Raw genomic sequence first — 21,386 nt, 5'->3', positions numbered from 1 at the left:
GGCGGCCGGGCACGGGCTGGGACGGCGCTGCACCGTGGTGAGGTGAGCGATGGCGTTGTCGACGGAGTTCACCGAGTTGCTCGGGGTGCGGCATCCGATCGTGCTGGCGCCGATGGGCGGGTCGGCCGGTGGCGCGTTGGCGGCGGCCGTCTCTCGCGGCGGGGGCCTCGGGATGCTCGGCGCAGCCGACGGGCAGCGGGAGTGGCTCGATCGTGAGGTACCGATCGTCGCTTCGGGCACCGACCAGCCGTGGGGTGTCGGCTTCCTGACCTGGGCGATCGACGCAGGCGCGGTCGAGCATGCGGTGAGCTACGGCCCCCGGGCGGTGATGTTCTCCTTCGGCGACCCGGGCCCGTTCGTGGACCGGGTCCGTCGCGCCGGGGCGGCCTTGATCATCCAGGTCACGGATCTGGACGAGGCCCGGCGGGCCGTGGACCTGGGCGCCGATGTCATCGTGGCGCAGGGCACCGAGGCCGGCGGACATGGCGCCCGGCGCGGGCGGTCCACGCTGCCGTTCGTACCCGTCGTGGTGGACCTCGCGGCGCCGGTGCCGGTGCTGGCGGCCGGCGGGATCGCCGACGGCCGCGGCCTCGCCGCGGCCCTCGCCCTGGGCGCGGCCGGAGCCCTGATCGGCACCCGCTTCCAGGCCACCGCCGAGGCGCTGGTCGATCCCGAGATCACCAGGGCGATCGTCGAGGGACGGGGTGAGGACACCGAGCGCAGCAGCATGCTGGACGTCGTCCGCGGCTCCCGATGGCCGTCGACGTACACCGCCCGTACCCTCGGCCACCCCTACCTCGACCGGTGGCGCGGCCGCGAGGCCGAGCTCGCCGGCGACGTCCGGTCCAGACAGGACTACCAGGACGACGTGGCGCGCGGCGTCATACCTCGGCTGCCGGTCTGGGCCGGCGAGGCCGTCGACCTCATCACCGACGTCCCCTCCGCAGCCGACCTCGTCGCCGCCCTGGCCAGCCAGGCCGAGGACGCCCTGTCCAGGGCCGGACGGCGCTGACCCGGGCGGGCCGGGCGCCGGGACGTGAAGTGACTCTGGCGGCCGGGCGGCTGACCGGGAATGATCGCGGTAGATCACGAGACGGTCCGGATCACCCGATCGGGAGAGTGGGTCGACGACGATGACCCCGACGCAGCTGCGCGCGTACGTCGCCGTGGTCCGGCTGGGGTCGGTCAAGCGGGCCGCCGCGCAGCTCGAGGTCTCCGAGTCGGCCGTCTCGCTGCTGATCGGGCAACTGCGCAAGGAGTTCGGCGACCAGCTGTTCACCCGGACGGCCGCGGGGCTCGCCTTCACCCCCGGTGGGCTGCGGCTGGCCAGCCGCGCGGCCGAGCTGCTGGGCCTGCAGGACCGTACGGTGCTGGAGGTGAGCGCGGCGGCACGGGGTCGCCGGCTGCTGCGGGTCGCCGCGTCCAGCCTCTTCGCCGAACTCGCCGCGCCGGGCCTGATCGAGCTGTTCGCCAAGCGCGCCGCCGACCTCGACGTCGAGCTGAGCGTGTGCAACCCGGGTTCGTTCGAGTCGCTGCTGCTGACCCGGGCCGCGGACATCGCGATCGGCCCGCAGCCGGTCGTCGACCCGGCGATCGCCTGCCGGCCGGTGATGAACTACCGGCTCGTGACCGTCGCCGGTCCGGACCACCCGCTGGCCGGCGTGCCGGCGTCGCCCGGGCAGCTACGCGAGCAGACCTGGCTGCTCGGGCCGTCGGCGGCCAGCGACCTGGGCGCGATCCCGGCCATGCTGCGCCGGCTCGCCGTGCCCGAGGAGCGGCAGCGGATCTTCCAGAGCCACGCGGCCGCGCTCGGCGAGGCGAAGCGCGGCAAGGGCGTCGCGCCGGCGCTGGCGTTCACCGTCGCGCCGGACATCCGCACCGGCCAGCTCCGGCCACTGGCCGGGCCACACGCGACGGTCGAGGCCGTCTGGCACTCGCTGGTGCTCGCCAACCCCGGCGCCCCGTCGGCCGCGGCCGAGCTGTCCCGCTTCGCGTCCACGCCGCGGGCGATTCAGGCGATGATGCGCGGCGCGGGCGTCAGCGTGGGCCACTTCAAGCCGTCGGTGCACGTGACGCTCTGGAGCTGACCGGCGGCCGCCACCAGCTCCCGGAACGTGCCGGCCGGCAGCAGCCGGTCGCAGTAGGGCAGCGCGGCGGCCATCCCCGCCACCCGGGGCGCGAAGCCCGGAGCGCCGGCCCGCGGGTTCAACCAGACGATCCGGTACGCGCGGCGGCGCAGCCGCGCCATCGCGGCGGCCAGGTCGCCGGGCGGATCGCTGTCCCAGCCGTCCGAGCCGATCACCACCACCGCCCCGCGCACGGCGTCACCGTGGTGGGAGGCGAGCAGGGTCCGCAGGTTGGTGGCGATCCGGGTGCCGCCGAACCGGTCGGTGACGGCCGCGCTGGCCTGCGCGACGGCGGCGGTCGCCGAGGTGTGCCGCAGCGCGACGGTGAGCCGGGTCAGCGTCGTCGCGAACGCGAACACCTCGGCGTCGGCGGCCACCGCGAACGCCCGCATCAGGTGCAGGTACGCGGCCGCCTGCGCCCGCATCGACTCGCTGACGTCGCAGAGCAGCACCACCCGGCGAGGTCGCCGTACCGGCCGCTCGCGGACCACCTCGACGGGTTCCCACGCGGTGCGGCGGGCCCGCGCGATCGTCGGCCGCAGCGCGATCCGCCGTCCGCTCGGGGCGACGGCGTGGCGTCGGGTGCGTCGGGTCGGCCAGCGGGCGACGGCCGCGCGCAGGGCGTCGCCGAGCAGGTCGAGCTGCGCGCCGTCGAGGTCCTCGAACGGTCGGTCGGCGAGCCCGGCGAGGGCGCTGGGTGTCCGTTCGGGCAGCCGGGTCGCGGTCTCGGACTCCGCCGCCTCGGCGACGGCCGGTGGCAGCGTCGCCCAGGGCAGCCCACCGCCCGGACCCACGTCGTCGGTGGTCGCGGGCACCGGCACGTGCACGTCGTCGCGGGCACCGGGCGGGGCCGCGGACCGGGGCAGCGGCAGCGGCGGCGCGTCGGCGAAGACCGCGGTGAAGACCCGGTCGAACGCGGCGAGGTGGGTGTGCCGCCGGACCAGGCTGATCCGGGCGGTCCAGTAGAGCGTGGACAGCTGCGCGGGTGGGTTGGTGGCGAGCGCCCGGACGAAGTCGTCGACCTCGGTGAGGCCGGCCGGGACGCCGGCGCGCCGCAGCCGGTCGGCGAAGGCCACCGCGAACGCGGCCCGGTCGACCCCGCGCAGCAGGCCGCTCACCCGCGCGCGACCAGCCAGGCGATCACCGCGCCGACGACGACGAGGCCGACCAGCACCGGCACGAGCCGCTTGGTGATCGAGCCGCCGGCGATGCTGAGCAGGTCGAGCGCCTCCGGCTCGGCACGGGCGGTGGCGGGCGGCCGCTGGGCGGGCGTGGATCCGACGCCGGCCGATCTCGCGGCGGCCGCGTGGGTGTCGGGCGAAGGTGTGCCGGTGGTCGGGGTGTCGGGCGTAGGCGCGCCGGTCGTCAGGGTGCCGGGTGAAGGTGCGACGGCGACGGGGGTGTCGGTCGGGGCGGCGACGGCCGCAGCGGTGTCGGCCGGGGCCGCGACGGCCGTCGGGCTGCCGGGCGATGCCCCGACGGTGGCCGGGGGCGCGGTCGCGGTGGCTGGGGAGGTGCCGGGGGTGGTCGCGGCGGCTGCGGACTCGGGTTCGGCTCGCGTGGGGGACGCAGGTGGGCCGCCCGCCGGAGCGGTGGTACCTGCCTCCTCGGCGGCCAACATGGCCTCCAGGTTGGCGACGAACTGGGCCAGCAGCTTGGCGGAGATCTCCTTGATCATGCCGCTGCCGAACTGGGCGAGCTTTCCCGAGATCGTCAGGTCGGTGTCCACGGTGACCAGCGTCCGGCCGCCGTCGGGCCGCAGTTGCGCGGTGACCAGCGCGGAGGCGTTGCCCGCCGACCGGGCGTCGCGTCCCTTCGCGTCGATCACGCCCCGGTACCGCGCCTCGTCCTTCTCGACGAACCGGGCGGTGCCCGCGAACTCGGAGACGACCGGCCCGACCTTGACCTTCACCTTGCCGCGGTAGACGTCGCCGTCGACGCCGGTCAGTTGCGCCCCCGGCAGGCAGGGCGCGATCCCTGCCAGGTCGGTGAGCACCGCCCAGGCCCGCTCGATCGGCGTGTTGACAGCGAACTCGTTGGTGATCTTCATGGCTGGCTCTCCTGGTGGGCGCCGAGCGCGGCGGCGACGGCGGCGCGGTCGTCGGGGGTCTTGGCGATGGCGCCGACGGTGCGCAGGACGTCGCCGGCGGCGAGGTCGGTGGCGCCGAGCACGGACAGCGCGGCGACCCAGTCGATGGCTTCGGCCATGCCGGGCGCCTTGTCCAGCTCCAGGTCGCGGACGGCGCCGATGAACTCGGTCGCCGTACGGATGAGCGGCTCCGCCGCCCCGGGCACGGCCCGGCGGACGATCTCGGCGGCCCGGGCCGGCTCCGGGAAGTCGATCCAGTGGTACAGGCAGCGGCGGCGCAGCGCGTCGTGCAGTTCCCGGCTGCGGTTGGAGGTGAGCACCACGATCGGTGGGGTGGTCGCGGCGAACGTGCCGAGTTCGGGGACGGTGATGCCGGCCTCGCCGAGGAACTCGAACAGCAGCGCCTCGAACTCGTCGTCGGCGCGGTCGATCTCGTCGATCAGCAGCACCGGCGGGACCGGCCCCGGGTGGCGTACGGCCCGCAGGATCGGCCGTTCCTGGAGGAACTCGGCGCGGAACAGGTCGGCGTCGGTGAGGGTGGCGTGCTGCGCCTCGGCGAGCCGGATCGCGAGCAGCTGCCGCTGGTAGTTCCATTCGTAGAGCGCCTCGCCGGCGGTCAGTCCCTCGTAGCACTGCAACCGGATCAGCGTCGTGTCCAGCGCCCGCGCGAGGGCCTTGGCCGCCGCGGTCTTGCCGACGCCCGGCTCGCCCTCCAGCAGCAGCGGCTTGCCGAGCTTCAACGCCAGGAACAGGGCCATCGCCATGCCGTCGTCGGCCAGGTAGTCGACGGCGTCGAGACGGCGCCGGACGGCGAGGGGATCCTTCACGGCGCCTCGCCCGCCAGCAGCCGCTGGTAGTCCGCGCGGGTGTCCACGTCGATCGGCACCGGCCCGTCCACGGGCACCTCGGTCACCGGATGGCGGCCGGAGTGCATCAGCTTCCACACCGCCTTGTCGCCGTGCAGGACGCGCAGCTGCGGAAGGACCGCGCGGGCGAACCAGAACGGGTGGCCCAGCCCGTCGGCGTACCGGCACACCGCCAGCGGGGTGGTCGCCGCCGCGACCCGCCGCACGTCGGCGGCGCGGACGCCGGGTTGGTCGCCGAGCAGCAGGACGAGCCCGTCGGCGCGGGCGTCCACCACCCGCACCGCCGTGCTGATCGACGACCCGCAGCCGGTGCTGAAGTCGGCGTTCTCGACGACCTGGACGCCGGTCAGGTCCGCCCGCTCGCGGATCCGCTCGGCCGCGCCGCCGAGCGTCACCAGCAACTGGTCGAAGCCGCAGGAGCGGGCCAGGTCCAGGGTGGCATCGAGCAGCGTCCGCCCGCGGTAGGGGAGCAGCTGCTTGGCCTCGCCGAGGCGCACCGACGCCCCGGCGGCGAGCACCAGGCCGGTGACGAACACGGCTAGGCCGCCGTGAAGCTCGCGTGGCAGCCGGCGCAGCAGAACCAGTGGTCCCGCCCGTCGACCCGGGCGTGCGGGGTCTCCGGCCCGACCAGCACGGTCATCCCGCACACCGGGTCGACGGCCTGCTGCGGCCGGGCCGCCGCCGGGCCGGGGGAGGAGGCCAGCCCGTCCACCCGGATCGCCCGCACCACCTCGGCCATGATCGACAGGGCGATCTCCTGCGGCGAGCGCGCCCCGATCTCCAGCCCGGCCGGGGTGTGCACGCGGGCCCGTTCGGCGTCGGTCAGCGCCAGCTCGTCGAGCAGGGCGGCGCCGCGCTTGCGGCTGGCGACCAGCGCGACGAAGCCCACCCCGGCGTCCAGGGCGGCCCGGATCGCGTCCTGCTCGCCCTTGCCGAGCCCGGCCACCACGACAGCTGTCGCGCCCGCGTAGTCGCCGGACGCGGCGACCTCGAAGTCGAGGAACTCGGCCAGCGTGGCCACCGCGACGCTGATCGGGGTGCCGCCGGCCAGCCCCAGCACGGGCGCGGGCAGCACCGGGCGCAGGAAGATCTCGATCGCACCGCCGGAGTGGCACGGGTTGACCACGACCCGCGCGCCCGGGGTGTCGGGGAAGGTGGCCGTGTCGTCCGGCAGCACCCGCAGCAGCAGCGTGGCGCCGTCGCGCAGGGTGTCCAGCGCGGCGGCCCGTACCGAACTCTCGGCGCAGACGCCGCCGACGAAGCCCTCGATGGAGCCGTCCGGCAGCACCACGGCGGCGTCGCCGGGCCGCGCCGACGTCGGTTCCTGGGCGCGGACGACGGTGGCGTGCACGAACGGCTCCCGGGCGACGGTCAGCTCACGGACCCGGTCGGCGATGGTCGTCATGGCCGCTCCTCTCAGATCGGCGGCCGCGGGTTGCCGCGCATCGCGTCCCACACCCGCGACGGCGTCAGCGGCATGTCGGCGTGCCGTACGCCGAAGGGTTTCAGGGCGTCCACGACCGCGTTGACGATCGCGGGCGGTGAGCCGACGGTGGCCGACTCGCCCACGCCCTTCGCGCCGATCGGGTGGTGCGGTGACGGGGTGACGGTGAAGCCGGTCTCCCAGTCGGGCACCTCGAGCGCCGTCGGGATCAGGTAGTCCATCAGGGACGCGCCGAGGCAGTTGCCGTCCTCGTCGAAGGCGATCATCTCCATCAGCGCCATGCCGACCCCGTCGGTCAGCCCGCCGTGCACCTGCCCCTCGATGATCATCGGGTTGATCCGGGTGCCGCAGTCGTCGACCGCGACGAACCGCCGCACCGTCACCTGCGCGGTGCCGGGATCGACGTCCACCACGCAGATGTACGCGCCGTGCGGGTAGGTCAGGTTCGACGGGTTGTAGCAGATCTGCGCCTCCAGCCCGCCCTCGACACCCTCGGGCAGGTCACCGGCGCCGTGCGCCCGCATGGCGACGTCCTGGATCGTGACGGATCGGCCCGGGTCGCCCTTGACCCGGAACGCGCCCTTCTCCCACTCCAGGTCGGCGACGGAGACCTCCAGCATCCCGGAGGCGATGATCCGCGCCTTGTCCCGGACCTTGCGGGCGACCAGCGCCGCCGCCGCGCCCGACACCGGCGTGGAGCGGCTGCCGTAGGTGCCGAGGCCGAACGGGGTGTTGTCGGTGTCGCCGTGCACCACGTCGATGTCGGCCGGCGGGATGCCGATCTCCTCGGCGACGATCTGCGCGAACGTCGTCTCGTGCCCCTGGCCCTGGGACTGGACGCTGAGCCGTACCACGGCCTTGCCGGTCGGGTGCACCCGCAACTCGCAGCCGTCGGCCATGCCGAGGCCGAGGATGTCCATGTCCTTGCGCGGCCCGGCGCCGACGGCCTCGGTGAAGAACGCGATGCCGATGCCCATCAGCTCGCCCCGGGCCCGCTTCGCCGCCTGTTCGCGGCGCAACTCGTCGTAGCCGGCCATCTGCATCGCCAGCCGCATGGTGGGCTCGTAGTTGCCGGAGTCGTAGACCCAGCCGGTCTTGGTGGTGTACGGGAACTGCTCCGGTCGGATGAAGTTCTTCAGCCGCAGCTCGGCCGGGTCCATGCCCAGCTCGTCGGCGAGACAGTCGACGATCCGCTCGACCAGGTAGACCGCCTCGGTGATCCGGAACGAGCAGGCGTACGCCACCCCGCCCGGCGCCTTGTTGGTGTAGACCGCTGTCATCTTGCAGTACGCGGCCTCCAGGTCGTAGCTGCCGGTGAACACGCCGAAGAAGCCGGCCGGGTACTTCACCGGCGCGGCGGTGCCGTTGAAGGCACCGTGGTCGGCGAGCACGTTGGTGCGGATGGCCAGGATCCGGCCGTCGCGGGTCGCCGCGATCTCGCCGCGCATGATGTAGTCGCGGGCGAAGCCCGTGCTGACCAGGTTCTCCGACCGGTCCTCCATCCACTTCACCGGCTTGCCGGTGACGATCGAGGCGACGATCGCGCAGACGTACCCGGGGTAGATCGGCACCTTGTTGCCGAACCCGCCACCGATGTCCGGCGAGATCACCTGGATCTTGTGCTCGGGGATGCCCGCCACCAGCGCGTACAGCGTGCGGTGCGCGTGCGGCGCCTGGGTGGTGGACCAGAGCCGCAGCTTGCCCTCGACCGGGTCGAAGTCGGCGACCGCCCCGCACGTCTCCATCGGCGCCGGGTGCACCCGCGGGTAGACGATGTCCTGGCTGACCACCACGTCGGCGCGGGCGAACACCGCCGCGGTGGCCGCCTCGTCGCCGGTCTCCCAGTCGAAGCAGTGGTTGTTCGTCTTGCCCTCGAGGTCGTCGCGGATCACCGGGGCGTCCGGCGCCAGCGCGCGGCGGGCGTCGACCACCGGGTCGAGGACGTCGTACTCGACGTCGATCAGTTCGAGCGCGTCCCGCGCCGCGTACCGGTTCTCGGCGACGACGAACGCCACCTCCTGGCCCTGGAAGCGCACCTTGTCGGTGGCGAGCACGGCCTGCACGTCGTTGGAGAGGGTCGGCATCCAGGCCAGGCCCTGCTCGGCCAGCATCGCCCCGGTCACCACCGCCGCGACCCCGGGGGACGCCTCGGCGGCGCTGGTGTCGATGCCCACGATCCGGGCGTGCGCGACCGGCGATCGGAGGATGGCCAGGTGCAGCATGCCGGGCAGTTGGATGTCGTCGACGTACCGGCCGCGGCCGCGCAGGAACCGCGGGTCCTCCTTGCGCAGCATCCGGCCGTGCCCGACCGGCTTCTGGTCGTTGTCGTGGAAGGTGTCCACGCGCTCATGCACGCTCGTCATGCGACACTCCCGGCGGGCTGGCCGGCGTCGGCGATCTCGCCGGCGTCGGGCGACTCCGTGGTCTCGGTGACCCGCGCCGCGGCGGCCGCCTCGTGCACGGCCGCCCACCGCACCGACCGGACGATCGTGGCGTAGCCTGTGCACCGGCAGATCTGGCCCGAGATCGCCTCGCGGATCTCCGCCTCGGTCGGGTCGGGGTTCCGGTCCAGCAACGCCCGGGCCGTCATCATCATCCCCGGCGTGCAGAATCCGCACTGCAGGCCGTGACACTGCATGAAGCCCTGCTGGACCGGGTCCAGCTCGGCGCCGTCGGCCAGGTCCTCGACCGTACGCACCTGGTGACCGCCGGCCATCGCGGCGAGCACCGTGCACGACTTCACCGGCTCGCCGTCCAGCCACACCACGCAGGTGCCGCAGTTACTGGTGTCGCAGCCCCAGTGGGTACCGGTCAGGCCGAGCACGTCCCGCAGGAAGTGCACCAGCAGCAGCCGACCCTCGATCTCCCGGGTGACCTCGACGCCGTTGACGGTCATCGTGACCTGCATGCTCAGCTCCTCGCCCGCTCGACGGCCCGGCGCAGGGCCCGTCTGGTCAGCTCGGCGGCCAGACGCCGCTTGTAGTCCGCGCTGCCGCGCTGGTCGGTGACCGGGTCGCAGCTGCGCGCCGCGATCGCCCCGGCCTGCTCCAGCAGCTCCGCGGTGGGCCGCCGGCCGCGCAGCAGCGCCGAGATCCCCGGGATGCCGGTGGTGTTCGGCCCCACCGCGGCCAGCCCGACCCGGGCGTCGACGATAACGCCGCCGTCGAGCCAGACCGCCGCGCCGGCCGACACCACGGCCCAGTCGCCGGCCCGGCGCTCGACCTTCTCGTACGCGCTGCCGCCGCCCGGCCGCACCGGCACCCGGATCTCCACCAGGATCTCCGCGTCACCGACCGCCGTCTCGTACGGCCCGACGTGGAACTCCTCCATGGACACCACCCGCTCGGCGCCGCCCGACCCGCGGATCACGCAGCTCGCGTCCAGCGTCGTGCAGACCGCTGACAGGTCCTCCGACGGGTCGGCCTGGCAGAGCGAACCGCCCAGCGTGCCCCGGTTGCGTACCACCGGGTCGGCGATCACCCGCTCGGCGTCGGTGAAGATCGGGAACGCGGCGGCCAGCTCGGCCGATTCGAGCAGCTCCCGGTGCCGGGTCAGCGCGCCGATCCGCACCTCGTCGGGGCCCGGCCGGATGTAACCGAGCTCGGTGTGCAGATCGTTGATGTCGATCAGATAGTCGAAGTTGGCCAGCCGCAGCTTCATCATTGGCAGCAGGCTGTGCCCGCCGGCGATCAACCGCGCCCCGCTGCCCAGCCGTTCCAGCAGGCCGATGGCGTGGTCCACACTGGTAGCTCGCTCGTACTCGAACGGTGCCGGGACCTGCATGTCGCACCTCCGCAGTCCGGCCCAATCTGGCCCCGCCGCGTAGCGCCGTCAACGGTGACCTAAGCGATCCCTTAGGTCGCCGTTGACGGTGCCGCGCCGCTCACGGATCGTTCCGCCATGCGGGACATCGTCGACGGGCTGACGGCCTGGCGCGCCGCCGGCGTCGGGTACGCCGTGGCGACCGTCGTCCGGACCTGGCGGTCGGCGCCCCGGCAGCCGGGCGCCGCCATGGCCGTCTCCGCGCACGGCGAGGTGCTGGGCAGCGTCTCGGGCGGCTGTGTCGAGGGCGCGGTCTACGAGCTGTGCCTGGAGACGATCGAGACCGGTCGGGCCCGCACCCAGACGTACGGCGTCAGCGACGACGACGCGTTCGACATTGGTCTGACCTGCGGCGGCACCATCGAGGTCCTGGTCCAACCGGACGTCGCCACCACCGAACCCGACGAGGTGCTCGCCGCGATCCGGGACGGCCGGCCGGTCGCCACCGCCTCGGTCGAGGACGCCCAGCTGGTGCTCTGGCCCGACCGGGTCGCCGGCAGCCTCGGCGACCCCGACCTGGATCGCGCGGCGGCACAGCAGGCCGCCGGCATGCTCGCGGCCGGCAGCACCGGCACGATCCGGCTCGGGAGGCGGGGAGAGCGGCGACGCGACGACGTCCGCGTCTTCGTCCAGTCGTACCTGCCCCCGCCCCGGATGATCGTCTTCGGGGCGATCGACTACGCCGCCGCGGTCGCCCGGATCGGTCAGTTCCTCGGCTACCACGTCACGGTCTGCGACGCCCGTCCGGTGTTCGCCACCCGCAAGCGCTTCCCGGACGCCGACGACCTCGTCGTCCAGTGGCCGCACACCTACCTGGAGTCGACGCCGGTCGACGAGCGCACGGTGCTCTGCGTGCTGACCCACGACCCGAAGTTCGACGTCCCGCTGCTGAAGGTCGCCCTGCGCACCCCGGCCCGCTACGTCGGCGCGATGGGCAGCCGCCGCACCCACGCCGACCGGCTCCGTCGACTGCGGGAGGAGGGCGTGGACCCTATCGCCCTGGCCCGCCTCCACTCCCCGGTCGGGCTGGACCTCGGCGCGCGGACACCGGAGGAGACCGCCGTGGCGATCGCCGCCGAAATCATCGCCGAGGCGTGGGGAGGCTCGGGTCGGCCCCTCACCGACCTTGACACCCCGATCCACCACCCGTGACGAGCCGCTGACCGGACAAACGACCCGCTGCCGCTCGAAGGACCGCGACCGGTGCACCGGAGCCGAATCCGGGCCGGTGCGCGCGGCGGCGGCGCTCGCGGAAACCCGCGCCGGCGACGGGGATCGGCCGCCACTTTCCCGCTCCCTGTCGGCATCGTGCCTCCAACGCCGGATCGGACGACGTTTACCGCCGCTGTTTCTGGGTCAGTCGTCATGCCATGGGCGTTATCCGGGCGGTCCGAGACGGTGAGGTGATCCGGTCGTGAGCCTCTTGCGCAGGAAATCGGTCGAGCAGTCGATCCGCGACACGGAGCAACCCGAGCACCAGCTCCGCAAGGTGCTGTCCGGCCTGGACCTCACCGTGTTCGGCATCGGGGTCATCATCGGCACGGGCATCTTCGTGCTGACCGGAGTGGCCGCGAACCAGACCGCCGGGCCCGCGGTGGCGCTCTCCTTCGTCGTGGCCGGCATCGCCTGCGCGCTCGCCGCGCTCTGCTACGCCGAGTTCGCCTCCACCGTGCCGGTCGCCGGCAGCGCCTACACCTACTCGTACGCCGCGCTCGGCGAGCTGGTCGCATGGATCATCGGATGGGATCTCATCCTGGAGTTCATCCTGGCCGGCGCCACGGTGGCGGTCGGGTGGTCGCAGTACCTGGCGGTGCTGCTGGAGACGCTCGGGGTGTCGCTGCCGGCCGCCATCACCGGCGGCGACGGCAGCGCGTTCAACCTGCCCGCCACGCTCATCGTGCTGATCCTCACCGCGGTCCTGGTCGCCGGCATCAAGGTCTCGTCCCGGGTGAACGCCGTGGTGGTCGCCATCAAGGTGGCGGTGGTGCTCCTCGTGATCATCGCCGGCCTGTTCTTCCTCAAGCGGGACAACTACACGCCGTTCGTCCCGCCGGCCGAGCCCGCGGCCGGTGGTTCCGGCGCCGAGGCGACCCTGATGGAGGCCATCTTCGGGCAGGCGCCGGCCAACTTCGGGATCAGCGGCATCTTCGCCGCCGCGGCGCTGGTGTTCTTCGCGTTCATCGGCTTCGACATCGTGGCCACCGCGGCCGAGGAGACCCGGGTGCCGCAGCGCGACGTGCCGCGCGGAATCCTCGGTTCGCTGGCGGTCTGCACCGCGCTCTACGTCGCCGTCTCGCTGGTGGTGGTGGGCATGCAGAACTACGCCGACCTGGACACGGAGGCACCGCTGGCCGCGGCGTTCCAAGCCGTCGACCAGCCGCTGTTCGCCAACCTGATCACCGTCGGCGCGCTGGCCGGGTTGACCACGGTGGTGATGATCCTGATGCTCGGCCAGAGCCGGGTCGCCTTCGCCATGAGCCGCGACGGGCTGCTGCCGCGCTGGTTGAGCCGCGTGCATCCGCGGTACGGCACCCCGCACCGGATCACCATCATCATCGGCCTGCTGGTGGCCGCGCTCGCCGGGTTCATCCCGCTGGAGGAACTCGCCGAGCTGGTCAACATCGGCACCCTGTTCGCCTTCGTCCTCGTCGCGGCCGCGGTCATCCTGCTGCGCCGCCGCCGGCCGGACCTGCCGCGTGGCTTCCGCGTCCCCTGGGGACCGGTGATCCCGGTGCTCGCGATCGTCGCCTGCGTGGTGCTGATGGCGTTCCTCACCGTCGAGACCTGGCTGCGGTTCCTCGCCTGGATGGCGCTGGGCTTCGTCGTCTACTTCCTCTACAGCCGCCGCCACAGCCGGCTGGCCACGGGTGGGGGGGAAGGCCCCGCGATGCCCGGCCCGGAGGGGGACCTGGACACCGGGTTCGGCTCCGCGTCGCCCCCTCCGCACCGGGACAGCTGACGCTCGTCCGGTCCGGTCGCCCACGCGCCCTCACTGGTGACGCCGCCGGCGCAAGCCCCGCCGGATCGCCCACGATCACCGCTCCGGATCAGCGGTGGGTCGGGATACGCTGACCACCTACCTGACCGGGCTCGCCGCGGTCCGGGCGCAGGTGTACAACCTAGGTACGGTGATCACATCGTGTTCTCGTCGCGTCGCCGAGTCCTGACCACCGTGGCGGCCGCCGCCGTCACCGTCGTCGCGGCGCTGGTCGCCGTCCTCCAGCTCACCGGTGACCGGCCCGAGGAGCCGGCCGCCACCCGGGTCGTCCAGCCGGGCGCGCCGGGTCAGGCCGGCCGTACGCTCTCCCCGGCCGAGCAGGCGGAGCTGGCCTCGCCGTCGGCGCACACCGCCGCCGACACCCAGTTCATGCAGCGGATGATCGCGCACCACGCGCAGGCGCTGGAGATGACGGCGCTCGTCCCGGACCGCGCGGCCAGCCGGGAGGTGTCACTGCTCGCCCGGCGAATCGAGACGTCGCAGCGCGACGAGATCGCCCAGATGCAGCGGTGGCTCACCGAACGTGGCGAGCAGGTCCCCGGCCCGCACGCGCACCACGCCGGGCACGACGCGGCGATGCCGGGCATGCTCACCCCGGAGCAACTCAGCCAGCTGGGGCGGGCCCGCGGCGCGGAGTTCGACCGGCTCTTCCTCGACCTGATGATCCGGCACCACAACGGCGCACTGACCATGGTGGAGCAGCTCTACGCGGCAGGGGGCGGGTTAGAGCCGGCCAGCGACCGGTTCGCCCGCGAGGTCAACGCCGACCAGGCCATCGAGATCAGGAGCATGCGGGAGTTGCTGGCGAAGCTCTCCGGCTGAGCGGGGGTGCGTGCTGTCGAACGTGGCCCCGCCGCCGGTTCGGGTGTCACGGCCGCAAGGCCCGCTGCGTATCGCGGACCTGCTCAGCGCCCTGCGGGGAGCCGGGCCCACCCGCCGTCGTCGCTGCTCATGACCCGACCGTAGGGATCGGCTTCCGGATTCGCTGGGCCTGGGTGTGGGCGACATGTCGCAGCGCCGTGGCCACGGGACGTGGGGCGCCCGCCCAGCCGAACGCCGGGGGCCACCCGCGCGGGCGGCCCCCGGCCGTCCGTTGTGCCGCTGCTCCTGCTTGTCGCGGATCACCGCCTGGATGCGGCGGCGTCGGGCCGATCCGGCGCTGGTCTAGCCGGCCGCTAATTGTCGTACCACGTCCAGAGGTAGTCGAGGTGCATGACGTAGAACTGTTCCAGGTATCCGGCGGACGCGGCGTGCCTGCCCGCCTCGGCCCAGTCGAAGTTGCACCTGGCCCAGGTGCCGTAGCCGTGGTTGTTCCGGCAATAGCGGCTGTCGACGCCGTTGGTGGAGTTGACGTAGCCGATCGCGGCGTAGCCGTCGGCCTTGCCATCCCTGACGTAGACGTAGTCGCCGTTGTAGTCGATGCAGATCTGCGTATACGCGTAGGCGAGGCTCGTCGTCATGCACTGGCCCTGCGGGAGCCCGACCTTCACGCCGGTCTGGCAACTCGCATAGTCGTACTCGCAGGTCTTGTAGTAGTTGTCTTCGGCCATGGCCGCGGACGGCAGGGCGAACACGGCGACCATGGCGGCCGCGAGCAGGACCGCGCCGCGCTTGACGGCCCGGTTCAGCTTGTGGCGCAGTCGATCGGTGAGGGTTCCCAAAAGGACCGTCCATTCCGGAGTCGTTCATCGCGCTCTGCGATCACCGCACTCTATACATGCCCGTCCGCGTGGCGTTGCCCGGCGATCGGGCCGGGTCCACGGAGCCGGCCGACCGCTCGCGCCACCGACGCCAGTGCTCCGGCCGCGCTGGCGGTACCGGCCGCCACCGGCGCCCGGTCGGGGCCGGTCCGCGTCCGGGGGCCGGCCCTGACGTCCGTGCGCCGGCCCACCACGCGCCGTCGGCCAGCACCGGGGGCATGTCCTGCCGAAGCTGTGGCAGGACACGCCCCCGGCTGGCGGTCCTCAGAGTGCGTCAGTCGAGACCGGCGCACTGGCCGGTGGCCGGCCCGTGCACGGTGTTGGCCGCACCGAGGTTGATCGGCGCCGGCGCGTTGCCGGTGCAGGCGAGCGGGCCGCGCACCGTGCTGTCGGCGATGATCGGCGCGACCGTTGCTGTGCCGCCGGTCAGCATGGCCGGCCCGTGGATCTCGGTGTCCACGATGGCGGCGCTGCCCGTCGTACCGGTGACGCTCACCGGCCCCCGCACGGTGCTGTGGTAGAGGTGCACCGCCGCCGCGTTCGACGCCGACACCGGGCCGGCGATCGACGAGTCGATGGCGAGCAGCGTGGCACCCGGGCGGACGGTGACCGGCCCGGAGACTGTCGCCCCGGTCAGGCAGGTGACGCCGGTGACCGTCAGCGGTCCGTTGTGCCGGTTCGCGACGGTCGTGGTGCAGGTCCGCAGCAACTGGTCGAAGTGGGCCCGGGCCACCGCGAAGCTCGGCGCCCAGCTGATCCTGGTCTGCAACTGGGCGTTGAACTGCGGCAACTGCACCTCGCGGGCCGCGGCGATCTCCGCCTCGGTCAGGTGCTCGCTGGGCCGCAGCCCGAAGACGTCGAACCCGCGGGCGATCTCGCTGCCGTAGACCTGGCCGTTGTACCAGTACGCGGACCAGAAGCCGCCGAGCATCAGCGCGGTGGGGCTGATCGGCCCCCGGTCGAAGTAGCCGATCTCGCGCGGGTTGGCCGAGTCGGTGAAGTCCAGCAGCGAGATGCCGCCCTGGTACCAGGCCTGGGCGAGGATGTCCCGCCCGGGCACCGGGATCAGCGACCCGTTGTGGGCGACGCAGTTCTCCTGCAGCGTCTGCGGCACCGGCAGCTTGTAGTAGCTGGCGAACCGCATCTTGCCGTCGACGATGTCGAAGATCGCGTTGGCGCCCCACTGCGGCTGGTCGGTCGTGCGGCACCGGGCGCCGGTGCCGCCGCCCCACTCGTCGGTGAAGATGACCTTCTTGCCGTCGTTGCTGAGCGTCGCGGAGTGCCAGTACGCGAAGTTCGGGTCGGCGACCTCGTCGATCCGCACCGGGTTCGCCGGGTCGGAGATGTCGATCAGGATGCCATTGCCCTCGCAGGCGCCCGCGGCCAACCCGAGCTCGGGGTAGGCGGTGATGTCGTGGCAGGCGTCGGTGACCGGCGACGGGCTCCACGACCCGCCCGACGGGTGCCGCGGCGCGGGCGGGGTGTTCTGCAGGCCGTCGACGGCGCCGGTGTCGGGGTCGGCGAACAGGCGCGGACCGCTGACGATCGCGGCCTGCTCCGGGTGCGCCACCGGGACCTTGATGACGTCGATCCGCCACCGCGCCGGGTCCTCACCGGAGGCGGGGACGTTGTTGCAGCCGGCCATCGTGCTCGCCGGGCGGACCCCGGCGGTGCCGGAGACGTACACGTAGACGTTCGCGCTATCGTCCGGGTCGGTCACCAGGGTGTGGGTGTGCGAGCCCCGGCAGGTCTGCACGGCCGCGACCTGCACCGGGTTCGCCACGTCGCTGATGTCGAAGACGCGTACGCCTTGGAAGCGGGTGCCGGCCGCGGGGTTGGTGCCGCAGTCGACCCGGCCGCGGCTCTCCTCGACCGACATGAACAGCAGGGTGCCGTGGACCGACAGGTCGCCCTGCCCGCCCGGGCACACCACGCTGGTGACCAGGGTCGGGTTGGCCGGCTGCGAGATGTCGTAGATGTTGAAGCCGTTGAAGTTGCCCATGAAGGCGTGCGTGCCGCCGAAGGCGAGATCCGATCCGGCGAAGCCGAAGTCACCGGGGTTGGCCGGGTTGACGAAGCCTGCCGGTTTGTCGTGGTGCGCCAGCAGTTCGAGGTTGCTGCTCGCGCTCTGCGCGTCCAGCCAGCCTGCGCCGAGATCGATCCGTGGATCCGGTCCCGGCTCCTGGCCCGCCGCCGTGCCCGGCAGCGTGGCGATGAGGAGCATGGTCACTGCCGCCGCGCCGACCGTACGGCGTCTCCAGCCTGGTGTGCGATGTGGTCGAGTCATGGATGTCCTCCGCACAGTGCCCCCACTGGTGGCGGCGCGCATCGGGCGCGTGCGCGCCGCGGTAGTAAGGACCGTACCGCCGGATCGGCCGTTTAGGATCATGGACAATTCGCGGTGGGCGCGAAACCGCCGAATCCCGATCCGCTGGCCGCGCCCGGTACCATGCCTGGTCCGCCGGTCGGCGTTCGACGTCGACTCAGCGCACGAGGGGTCACTCGACGGAACGTCCGCGTGGTCATCGAAGCGCCTGGCCGGCGTGGGGTGCGATGAGTTGCCGGAGCGGCAGGGCGATGAGCAGGGCCACCGCGACCAGGAGGCCGCTGACCCACACCGGGCCGAGATCGCCAGCGCCGGCCGCGAGGGTCGCCGCTGCGAGGACGGGGCCGCCGGCAGCACCGATGTTGAGCGCGGCGGTCGCATACGACCCACCCATGGTGGGGGCGCCCGCTGCCTCGTAGAGCACCCTGGCGATCAGCGTGCTGCCGACCGCGAAGGACAGCGTGCCCTGCACGAAGACGAGGAGCAGAACCGCCACCGGTTGGGCGGCCAGGGTCGCCATCGTGACCCAGCCGAGCAGCAGCGACGGACCACCGACGGCGATCACGATGTCCGGACGCTGATCGGAGAGCCGTCCCGCGACGCTGACGCCGACGAAGGATCCAGCCCCGAAGAGCACCAGCGCGACCGAGACCCACAGCTCGGCCAGGCCGGCGGTGTTGGTCACGATCGGTGCCAGGTAGGTGAACGTGGCGAAGGTGGCAGCGTTGATGAGGGCGCCGAGCAGCATGACCAGGGCCAGCCTCGGCATCACGAGCTGAGCGATCTCGCTCCGGAGAGACGAACCGGCCGGAGCGTCCCGAGGGGTCTGCCGGGCACGTGCCGGGATGCCCCTCACCACGCCGATGGCGGCGGGAAGGCAGAGCAGTGCGACAGCCCAGAAGGTTGCCCGCCAGTTGAGCACCGTGCCGAGCAGCGCACCGCCGGGAACTCCTGCGATGGTGGCCACCGTCGTACCCGAGAGCAGCACCGCCAGCGCGCGCCCTTTCTGGTCGGTGGCGACGAGCGTGGCCGCCGTGCTCAGCGCCACCGCCAGGAAGCCGGCGTTGGCCAGGGCGGCGACCATCCGGGTGACGAGCAGGACCGCGAAACTCGTCGTGAGGGCGCCCACGACGTGGGCCACGGCGAAGGCCAGCACGAAGCCCAGCAGGCTGGCCCGGGCAGGCCACCAGCGTGCCAGTGCTGCCATCAGTGGCGCGCCGACGATCATCCCGACAGCGAACGCCGAGGTCAGGAGCCCGGCGGCGCCGACCGACACGTCGAGGCTCGTGGCGATGTCCGGCACCAGGCCGGCGAGCATGAACTCCGAGGTGCCCATGGCGAAGACCGCCACGGCAAGCAGGTAGAGCGGCAGAGGCATCGGTGACTCCGAGGTGAGAGAGAACGAGGAGACGTCTCGTCACCGCGGCCAGCGCCCGAGGGTGCACGCAGGTATTCCCATGCAGCGGAGGCTGCTGGGAAGCGAACGAGGAACTCAGTGGTGCTGGGGGCTGACGGCGTGACCGAAAGCCCCCACCGTGGATGCCTCAGGGCTCGACATGGCGCACACCCTACTCACGCCCACCGGTCGTCCCGCAACTGAGTTATTGCCGTCTCCGTCTTGCCGTGCAGAAACGAGGGTCTGCGCCAGATCGGTCGTGTGACGTATGGTCGCCCGATGGCACTGCGGTTCCTGGCGCGGCTCCGTCCCCTGATCGTCGTGGGCGGGCAGGCGCTCGCCTGGCTGCTGCTCGCCTTGGACGCGCGCCGGGAGTGGAGCGCGATCGGGCTTGTCATGCTCGTCCTGTCGCTCGGTGCGCTTGCCGCGATACCGGCGGCGTTCGTCGGCTCGCCGAGATTCCGGCTGGCCACCGTGGTGACCCAGACCATCGGCGTCGGCGTCATCGCGCTGGCCCTGCACGACACGGCCGACAAGCGGGCCCTGTGGGCGTACGCCGTTGCGGCTCTCGTGGCGGTGGCCCTGCCGTCCGGCCGGCCGGCGCTCGGCCGGCCGACCGTGATCGGCCTGGGGTTGGCCTTCGTGCTCACCATCGGGGTGTCGGCTCCGGCGCTGGCGTGGGGTGGCGGGCAGCCGGACGCGGTGGTGTGCGTGCGGCCGGGGGAGCCCGCCTGGGACATGGTGCGGGACAGCCAGCGGTTCGATCCGGATCGGGTCATCGCCGGCTTCGGGCACGACGGGCCGCAGGCGTCCTGCCTGGAGGTGCTGTTCGATCCCGGTGCCACCGCCGACGACGCCGCCGACGTCGTACGCCGCTACTCCGCGGACCCGCGGGTGATGTCGGTCAGCCGAGCGCGCTGAACCGGCACCCGGGTCACCAGAGGGCGCTGTCGAGGATGCGCCGGGGCACGTTCAGCCACCACGACGCTGCCGCGCGGGGCTCGGGTGGGATGGTGGCGTCGTGTCGTACGCGGTGGAGCATCCGCTCGTTGCGGGCGATGCCCAGGGCGTAGACCAGCCCGAGCAGGGCGGTCACGTGCGTGCTGTTTCGGCGCTGCCGCCAGCCGCCGGCGTGGTGCTCGATCGCCCGAGTCCAGTAGTGGTCGCCGCTGCGGCCGCCGATGTGTCCGATGGCCTGGGTGGCGGCGAGGGTGATGGCCGGGGCCAGCCCGGTTGCCGTGGTGAGTCGCTCGATCACGGGACGCTGCTCCGGCGTGCCGACGATCCGCAGTGCCTCGATGAGGGTCAGGGCTTCCTCGACGCGGCCACCGGAGACGCTGGTGGCCAGTTCGGCGGCGAGTGTCGCGGCGAGCGGCTGGCGGTACGGGGTGCCGGCGAGCAGCATCGCGGCGTACAGCCGGACATCGAAGACCGGGCTGAAGAGCATCTCGTCGAGCAGCACCGGGAGCAGGCGGTCGGTGAAGGTGGGCGCCTCGCCGGGGGTGCGCGCCAACGTCGCGCCGGCGATCCGCGCCACCAGCACTCCCGCTGCCTGTGCCGGGTGCCCACCGTGCAGCGCGATCGGATCGCGGGTCACCGCCCGGCGCAGGTGGGTGCGGTAGCGGGCGGAGATGTCCGAGGGCAGTCGTCGTAGCAGCTCGGCCGCGAGCGGTTGGGTGCGCTCGTAGGTGGTCGGGTCGAGCATCAGTTCGTGGACGACCGGTACCAGCTTCAGGATCTGCGGTCGGGTGAAGTGCCCGTAGCGCAGCTTGCGGATGCAGCCGAGCAGGGCGCCGTACTGGGCTCGGTCGTTGGTGGGGCTGGTGAGCTGCGCGAGCAGGTGCCGGCTGGCGTCCGGGTGGGCACTGCCGTCGAGGGCGCAGACCGTCTCGACGAAGGCCTGACCGGCCCGGTCGGCGGCGAGGGCGGCGCAGGCGGCGACGGCGGCCTGTTGACCGACGGGGTGGGCGAGCAGCCGGTTGAACGCTTCATGGCGCTGCATCCACGCCAGACCGTCAGAAATGATCATTTCTGCGAGCAGTCTTTCGGCCATTCTGTTCCACGCCGAGTGCGGAGTGATGACCTGGCGCGGCGCGACCGCGAGATGTGCGGTCAGGTCGTCCCATTCCGCGCCGGTGACGATGCCGTCGGACAGGACGATCTCCAGCAGCTGCTCAATTCGGCTGGCCCGCTCGCCGTTTCGGGTATCGGCGTCCCTGGTCAGCAGGGGAGTGGCGCTGACAACCGGCGCGAAATAGCGGTAGATGGTGTCGAGAAGTGCGACGAGATGGCCGTCGGGCAGGTCGAGCAATTGCTCGTATCGCCGCACCGCCAGGTGGGGCACGCGCACGGCTGCGGTTTCCCAGCGGGAGATGCGGTAGACGCTGGTGCGCTCGGGCCAGCAGCCGCCCTGGAACGCCTGCGCGAACGCGGTGGCCGACGTCCAGTTCCGCTTGCCGTAAAGCCGGTTGACGCGCAGCAGCCAGGCGGCTCTGTCCTGATGGGGTGGCCAGCCGGGGCGGCCAGTTGTCTGGCGGGGTGAGGCCGGCGGTCGGCCACGACGCCCCGTGACTCGATTCTCGCCCCCCACAGCGCATTTATTGCACGCCTGACAGCGCA

18 protein-coding genes are annotated in these 21,386 nt (G+C 72.8%); 6 read left to right on the top strand and 12 right to left on the bottom strand.

The window, feature by feature from the left end; translation table 11 throughout:
- Positions 1-49: 49 nt before the first annotated feature.
- Together GA0070609_RS14380 and GA0070609_RS14375 are read left to right on the top strand one after the other, a co-directional pair.
- Complete coding sequence (locus GA0070609_RS14380; RefSeq protein WP_088994279.1) at positions 50-1,012, top strand: NAD(P)H-dependent flavin oxidoreductase; 963 nt, start codon at positions 50-52, stop codon at positions 1,010-1,012.
- Between the two features lie 121 nt (positions 1,013-1,133).
- Positions 1,134-2,087, top strand: a complete 954-nt coding sequence (locus tag GA0070609_RS14375) for a LysR family transcriptional regulator (RefSeq protein ID WP_088994278.1) — start codon at positions 1,134-1,136, stop codon at positions 2,085-2,087.
- Here GA0070609_RS14375 and GA0070609_RS14370 read toward each other — a convergent pair.
- From GA0070609_RS14370 to GA0070609_RS14335, 8 genes are read right to left on the bottom strand one after another with little or no spacing between them, the layout of a single operon-like run.
- The gene (locus GA0070609_RS14370; RefSeq protein ID WP_088994277.1) at positions 2,012-3,244 is read right to left on the bottom strand and encodes a vWA domain-containing protein; all 1,233 of its coding nucleotides are present in this window, start codon (positions 3,242-3,244) and stop codon (positions 2,012-2,014) included. The genes GA0070609_RS14375 and GA0070609_RS14370 overlap by 76 nt on opposite strands.
- Complete coding sequence (locus GA0070609_RS34880) at positions 3,241-4,176, bottom strand: SRPBCC family protein (protein WP_088994276.1); 936 nt, start codon at positions 4,174-4,176, stop codon at positions 3,241-3,243. Before GA0070609_RS34880 ends, GA0070609_RS14370 begins: the two co-directional genes overlap by 4 nt.
- Positions 4,173-5,042, bottom strand: a complete 870-nt coding sequence (locus GA0070609_RS14360; protein ID WP_088994275.1) for an AAA family ATPase — start codon at positions 5,040-5,042, stop codon at positions 4,173-4,175. Before GA0070609_RS14360 ends, GA0070609_RS34880 begins: the two co-directional genes overlap by 4 nt.
- Entirely contained in the window at positions 5,039-5,617 is a 579-nt protein-coding gene (locus GA0070609_RS14355) for a nucleotidyltransferase family protein (protein ID WP_088994274.1), read from the bottom strand. The genes GA0070609_RS14360 and GA0070609_RS14355 overlap by 4 nt, the downstream gene beginning before the upstream one ends.
- A gap of 2 nt (positions 5,618-5,619) precedes the next feature.
- The gene (locus tag GA0070609_RS14350; RefSeq protein WP_088994273.1) at positions 5,620-6,486 is read right to left on the bottom strand and encodes an XdhC family protein; all 867 of its coding nucleotides are present in this window, start codon (positions 6,484-6,486) and stop codon (positions 5,620-5,622) included.
- Between the two features lie 11 nt (positions 6,487-6,497).
- The gene (locus GA0070609_RS14345; RefSeq protein ID WP_088994272.1) at positions 6,498-8,888 is read right to left on the bottom strand and encodes an aerobic carbon-monoxide dehydrogenase large subunit; all 2,391 of its coding nucleotides are present in this window, start codon (positions 8,886-8,888) and stop codon (positions 6,498-6,500) included.
- On the bottom strand, positions 8,885-9,433 hold the full coding sequence (locus GA0070609_RS14340; protein ID WP_088994271.1) for a (2Fe-2S)-binding protein: 549 nt from the start codon (positions 9,431-9,433) through the stop codon (positions 8,885-8,887). Before GA0070609_RS14340 ends, GA0070609_RS14345 begins: the two co-directional genes overlap by 4 nt.
- A 2-nt stretch (positions 9,434-9,435) precedes the next feature.
- Positions 9,436-10,308 carry an FAD binding domain-containing protein gene (locus GA0070609_RS14335; protein WP_088994270.1) on the bottom strand — a complete coding sequence of 291 codons (873 nt, stop codon included), beginning with the start codon at positions 10,306-10,308 and terminating at the stop codon, positions 9,436-9,438.
- A gap of 117 nt (positions 10,309-10,425) precedes the next feature.
- On the opposite strand from GA0070609_RS14335, the gene GA0070609_RS14330 reads away from it, so the two are divergent.
- The 3 genes from GA0070609_RS14330 (at position 10,426) to GA0070609_RS14320 (ending at position 14,167) form a co-directional block, all read left to right on the top strand.
- Positions 10,426-11,499 carry an XdhC family protein gene (locus tag GA0070609_RS14330; protein WP_088994269.1) on the top strand — a complete coding sequence of 358 codons (1,074 nt, stop codon included), beginning with the start codon at positions 10,426-10,428 and terminating at the stop codon, positions 11,497-11,499.
- A 262-nt stretch (positions 11,500-11,761) separates the two neighbouring features.
- On the top strand, positions 11,762-13,306 hold the full coding sequence (locus GA0070609_RS14325; RefSeq protein ID WP_088994268.1) for an amino acid permease: 1,545 nt from the start codon (positions 11,762-11,764) through the stop codon (positions 13,304-13,306).
- Between the two features lie 180 nt (positions 13,307-13,486).
- Positions 13,487-14,167, top strand: a complete 681-nt coding sequence (locus tag GA0070609_RS14320; protein ID WP_088994267.1) for a DUF305 domain-containing protein — start codon at positions 13,487-13,489, stop codon at positions 14,165-14,167.
- Between the two features lie 353 nt (positions 14,168-14,520).
- On the opposite strand, the gene GA0070609_RS14315 is transcribed toward GA0070609_RS14320, so the two are convergent.
- The 3 genes from GA0070609_RS14315 to GA0070609_RS14305 all read right to left on the bottom strand — a co-directional run bounded on the left by GA0070609_RS14315 (position 14,521) and on the right by GA0070609_RS14305 (position 18,749).
- Positions 14,521-15,006 carry a hypothetical protein gene (locus GA0070609_RS14315; RefSeq protein ID WP_088994266.1) on the bottom strand — a complete coding sequence of 162 codons (486 nt, stop codon included), beginning with the start codon at positions 15,004-15,006 and terminating at the stop codon, positions 14,521-14,523.
- A gap of 313 nt (positions 15,007-15,319) precedes the next feature.
- Positions 15,320-17,269, bottom strand: coding sequence for an LVIVD repeat-containing protein (locus GA0070609_RS14310; RefSeq protein WP_197700356.1), 1,950 nt, complete (start codon positions 17,267-17,269; stop codon positions 15,320-15,322).
- A 298-nt stretch (positions 17,270-17,567) separates the two neighbouring features.
- Positions 17,568-18,749, bottom strand: a complete 1,182-nt coding sequence (locus tag GA0070609_RS14305) for a Cmx/CmrA family chloramphenicol efflux MFS transporter (RefSeq protein WP_088994265.1) — start codon at positions 18,747-18,749, stop codon at positions 17,568-17,570.
- A gap of 297 nt (positions 18,750-19,046) precedes the next feature.
- Here GA0070609_RS14305 and GA0070609_RS14300 point away from each other — a divergent pair, with 297 nt between their 5' ends.
- Positions 19,047-19,688: a hypothetical protein gene (locus GA0070609_RS14300; RefSeq protein WP_088994264.1), complete on the top strand. Its 642-nt coding sequence runs from the start codon at positions 19,047-19,049 to the stop codon at positions 19,686-19,688.
- Between the two features lie 13 nt (positions 19,689-19,701).
- Here the strand turns inward: GA0070609_RS14300 and GA0070609_RS14295 are convergent, their stop codons facing one another.
- Entirely contained in the window at positions 19,702-21,357 is a 1,656-nt protein-coding gene (locus tag GA0070609_RS14295; protein ID WP_157748165.1) for an XRE family transcriptional regulator, read from the bottom strand.
- Between the last annotated feature and the right edge of the window lie 29 nt (positions 21,358-21,386).

Source organism: Micromonospora echinaurantiaca (genome assembly GCF_900090235.1).
GTDB lineage: Bacteria > Actinomycetota > Actinomycetes > Mycobacteriales > Micromonosporaceae > Micromonospora > Micromonospora echinaurantiaca.
The sequence above is the reverse complement of the archived record's forward strand: the minus strand, read 5'-3'. Positions and strand labels throughout refer to the sequence as shown.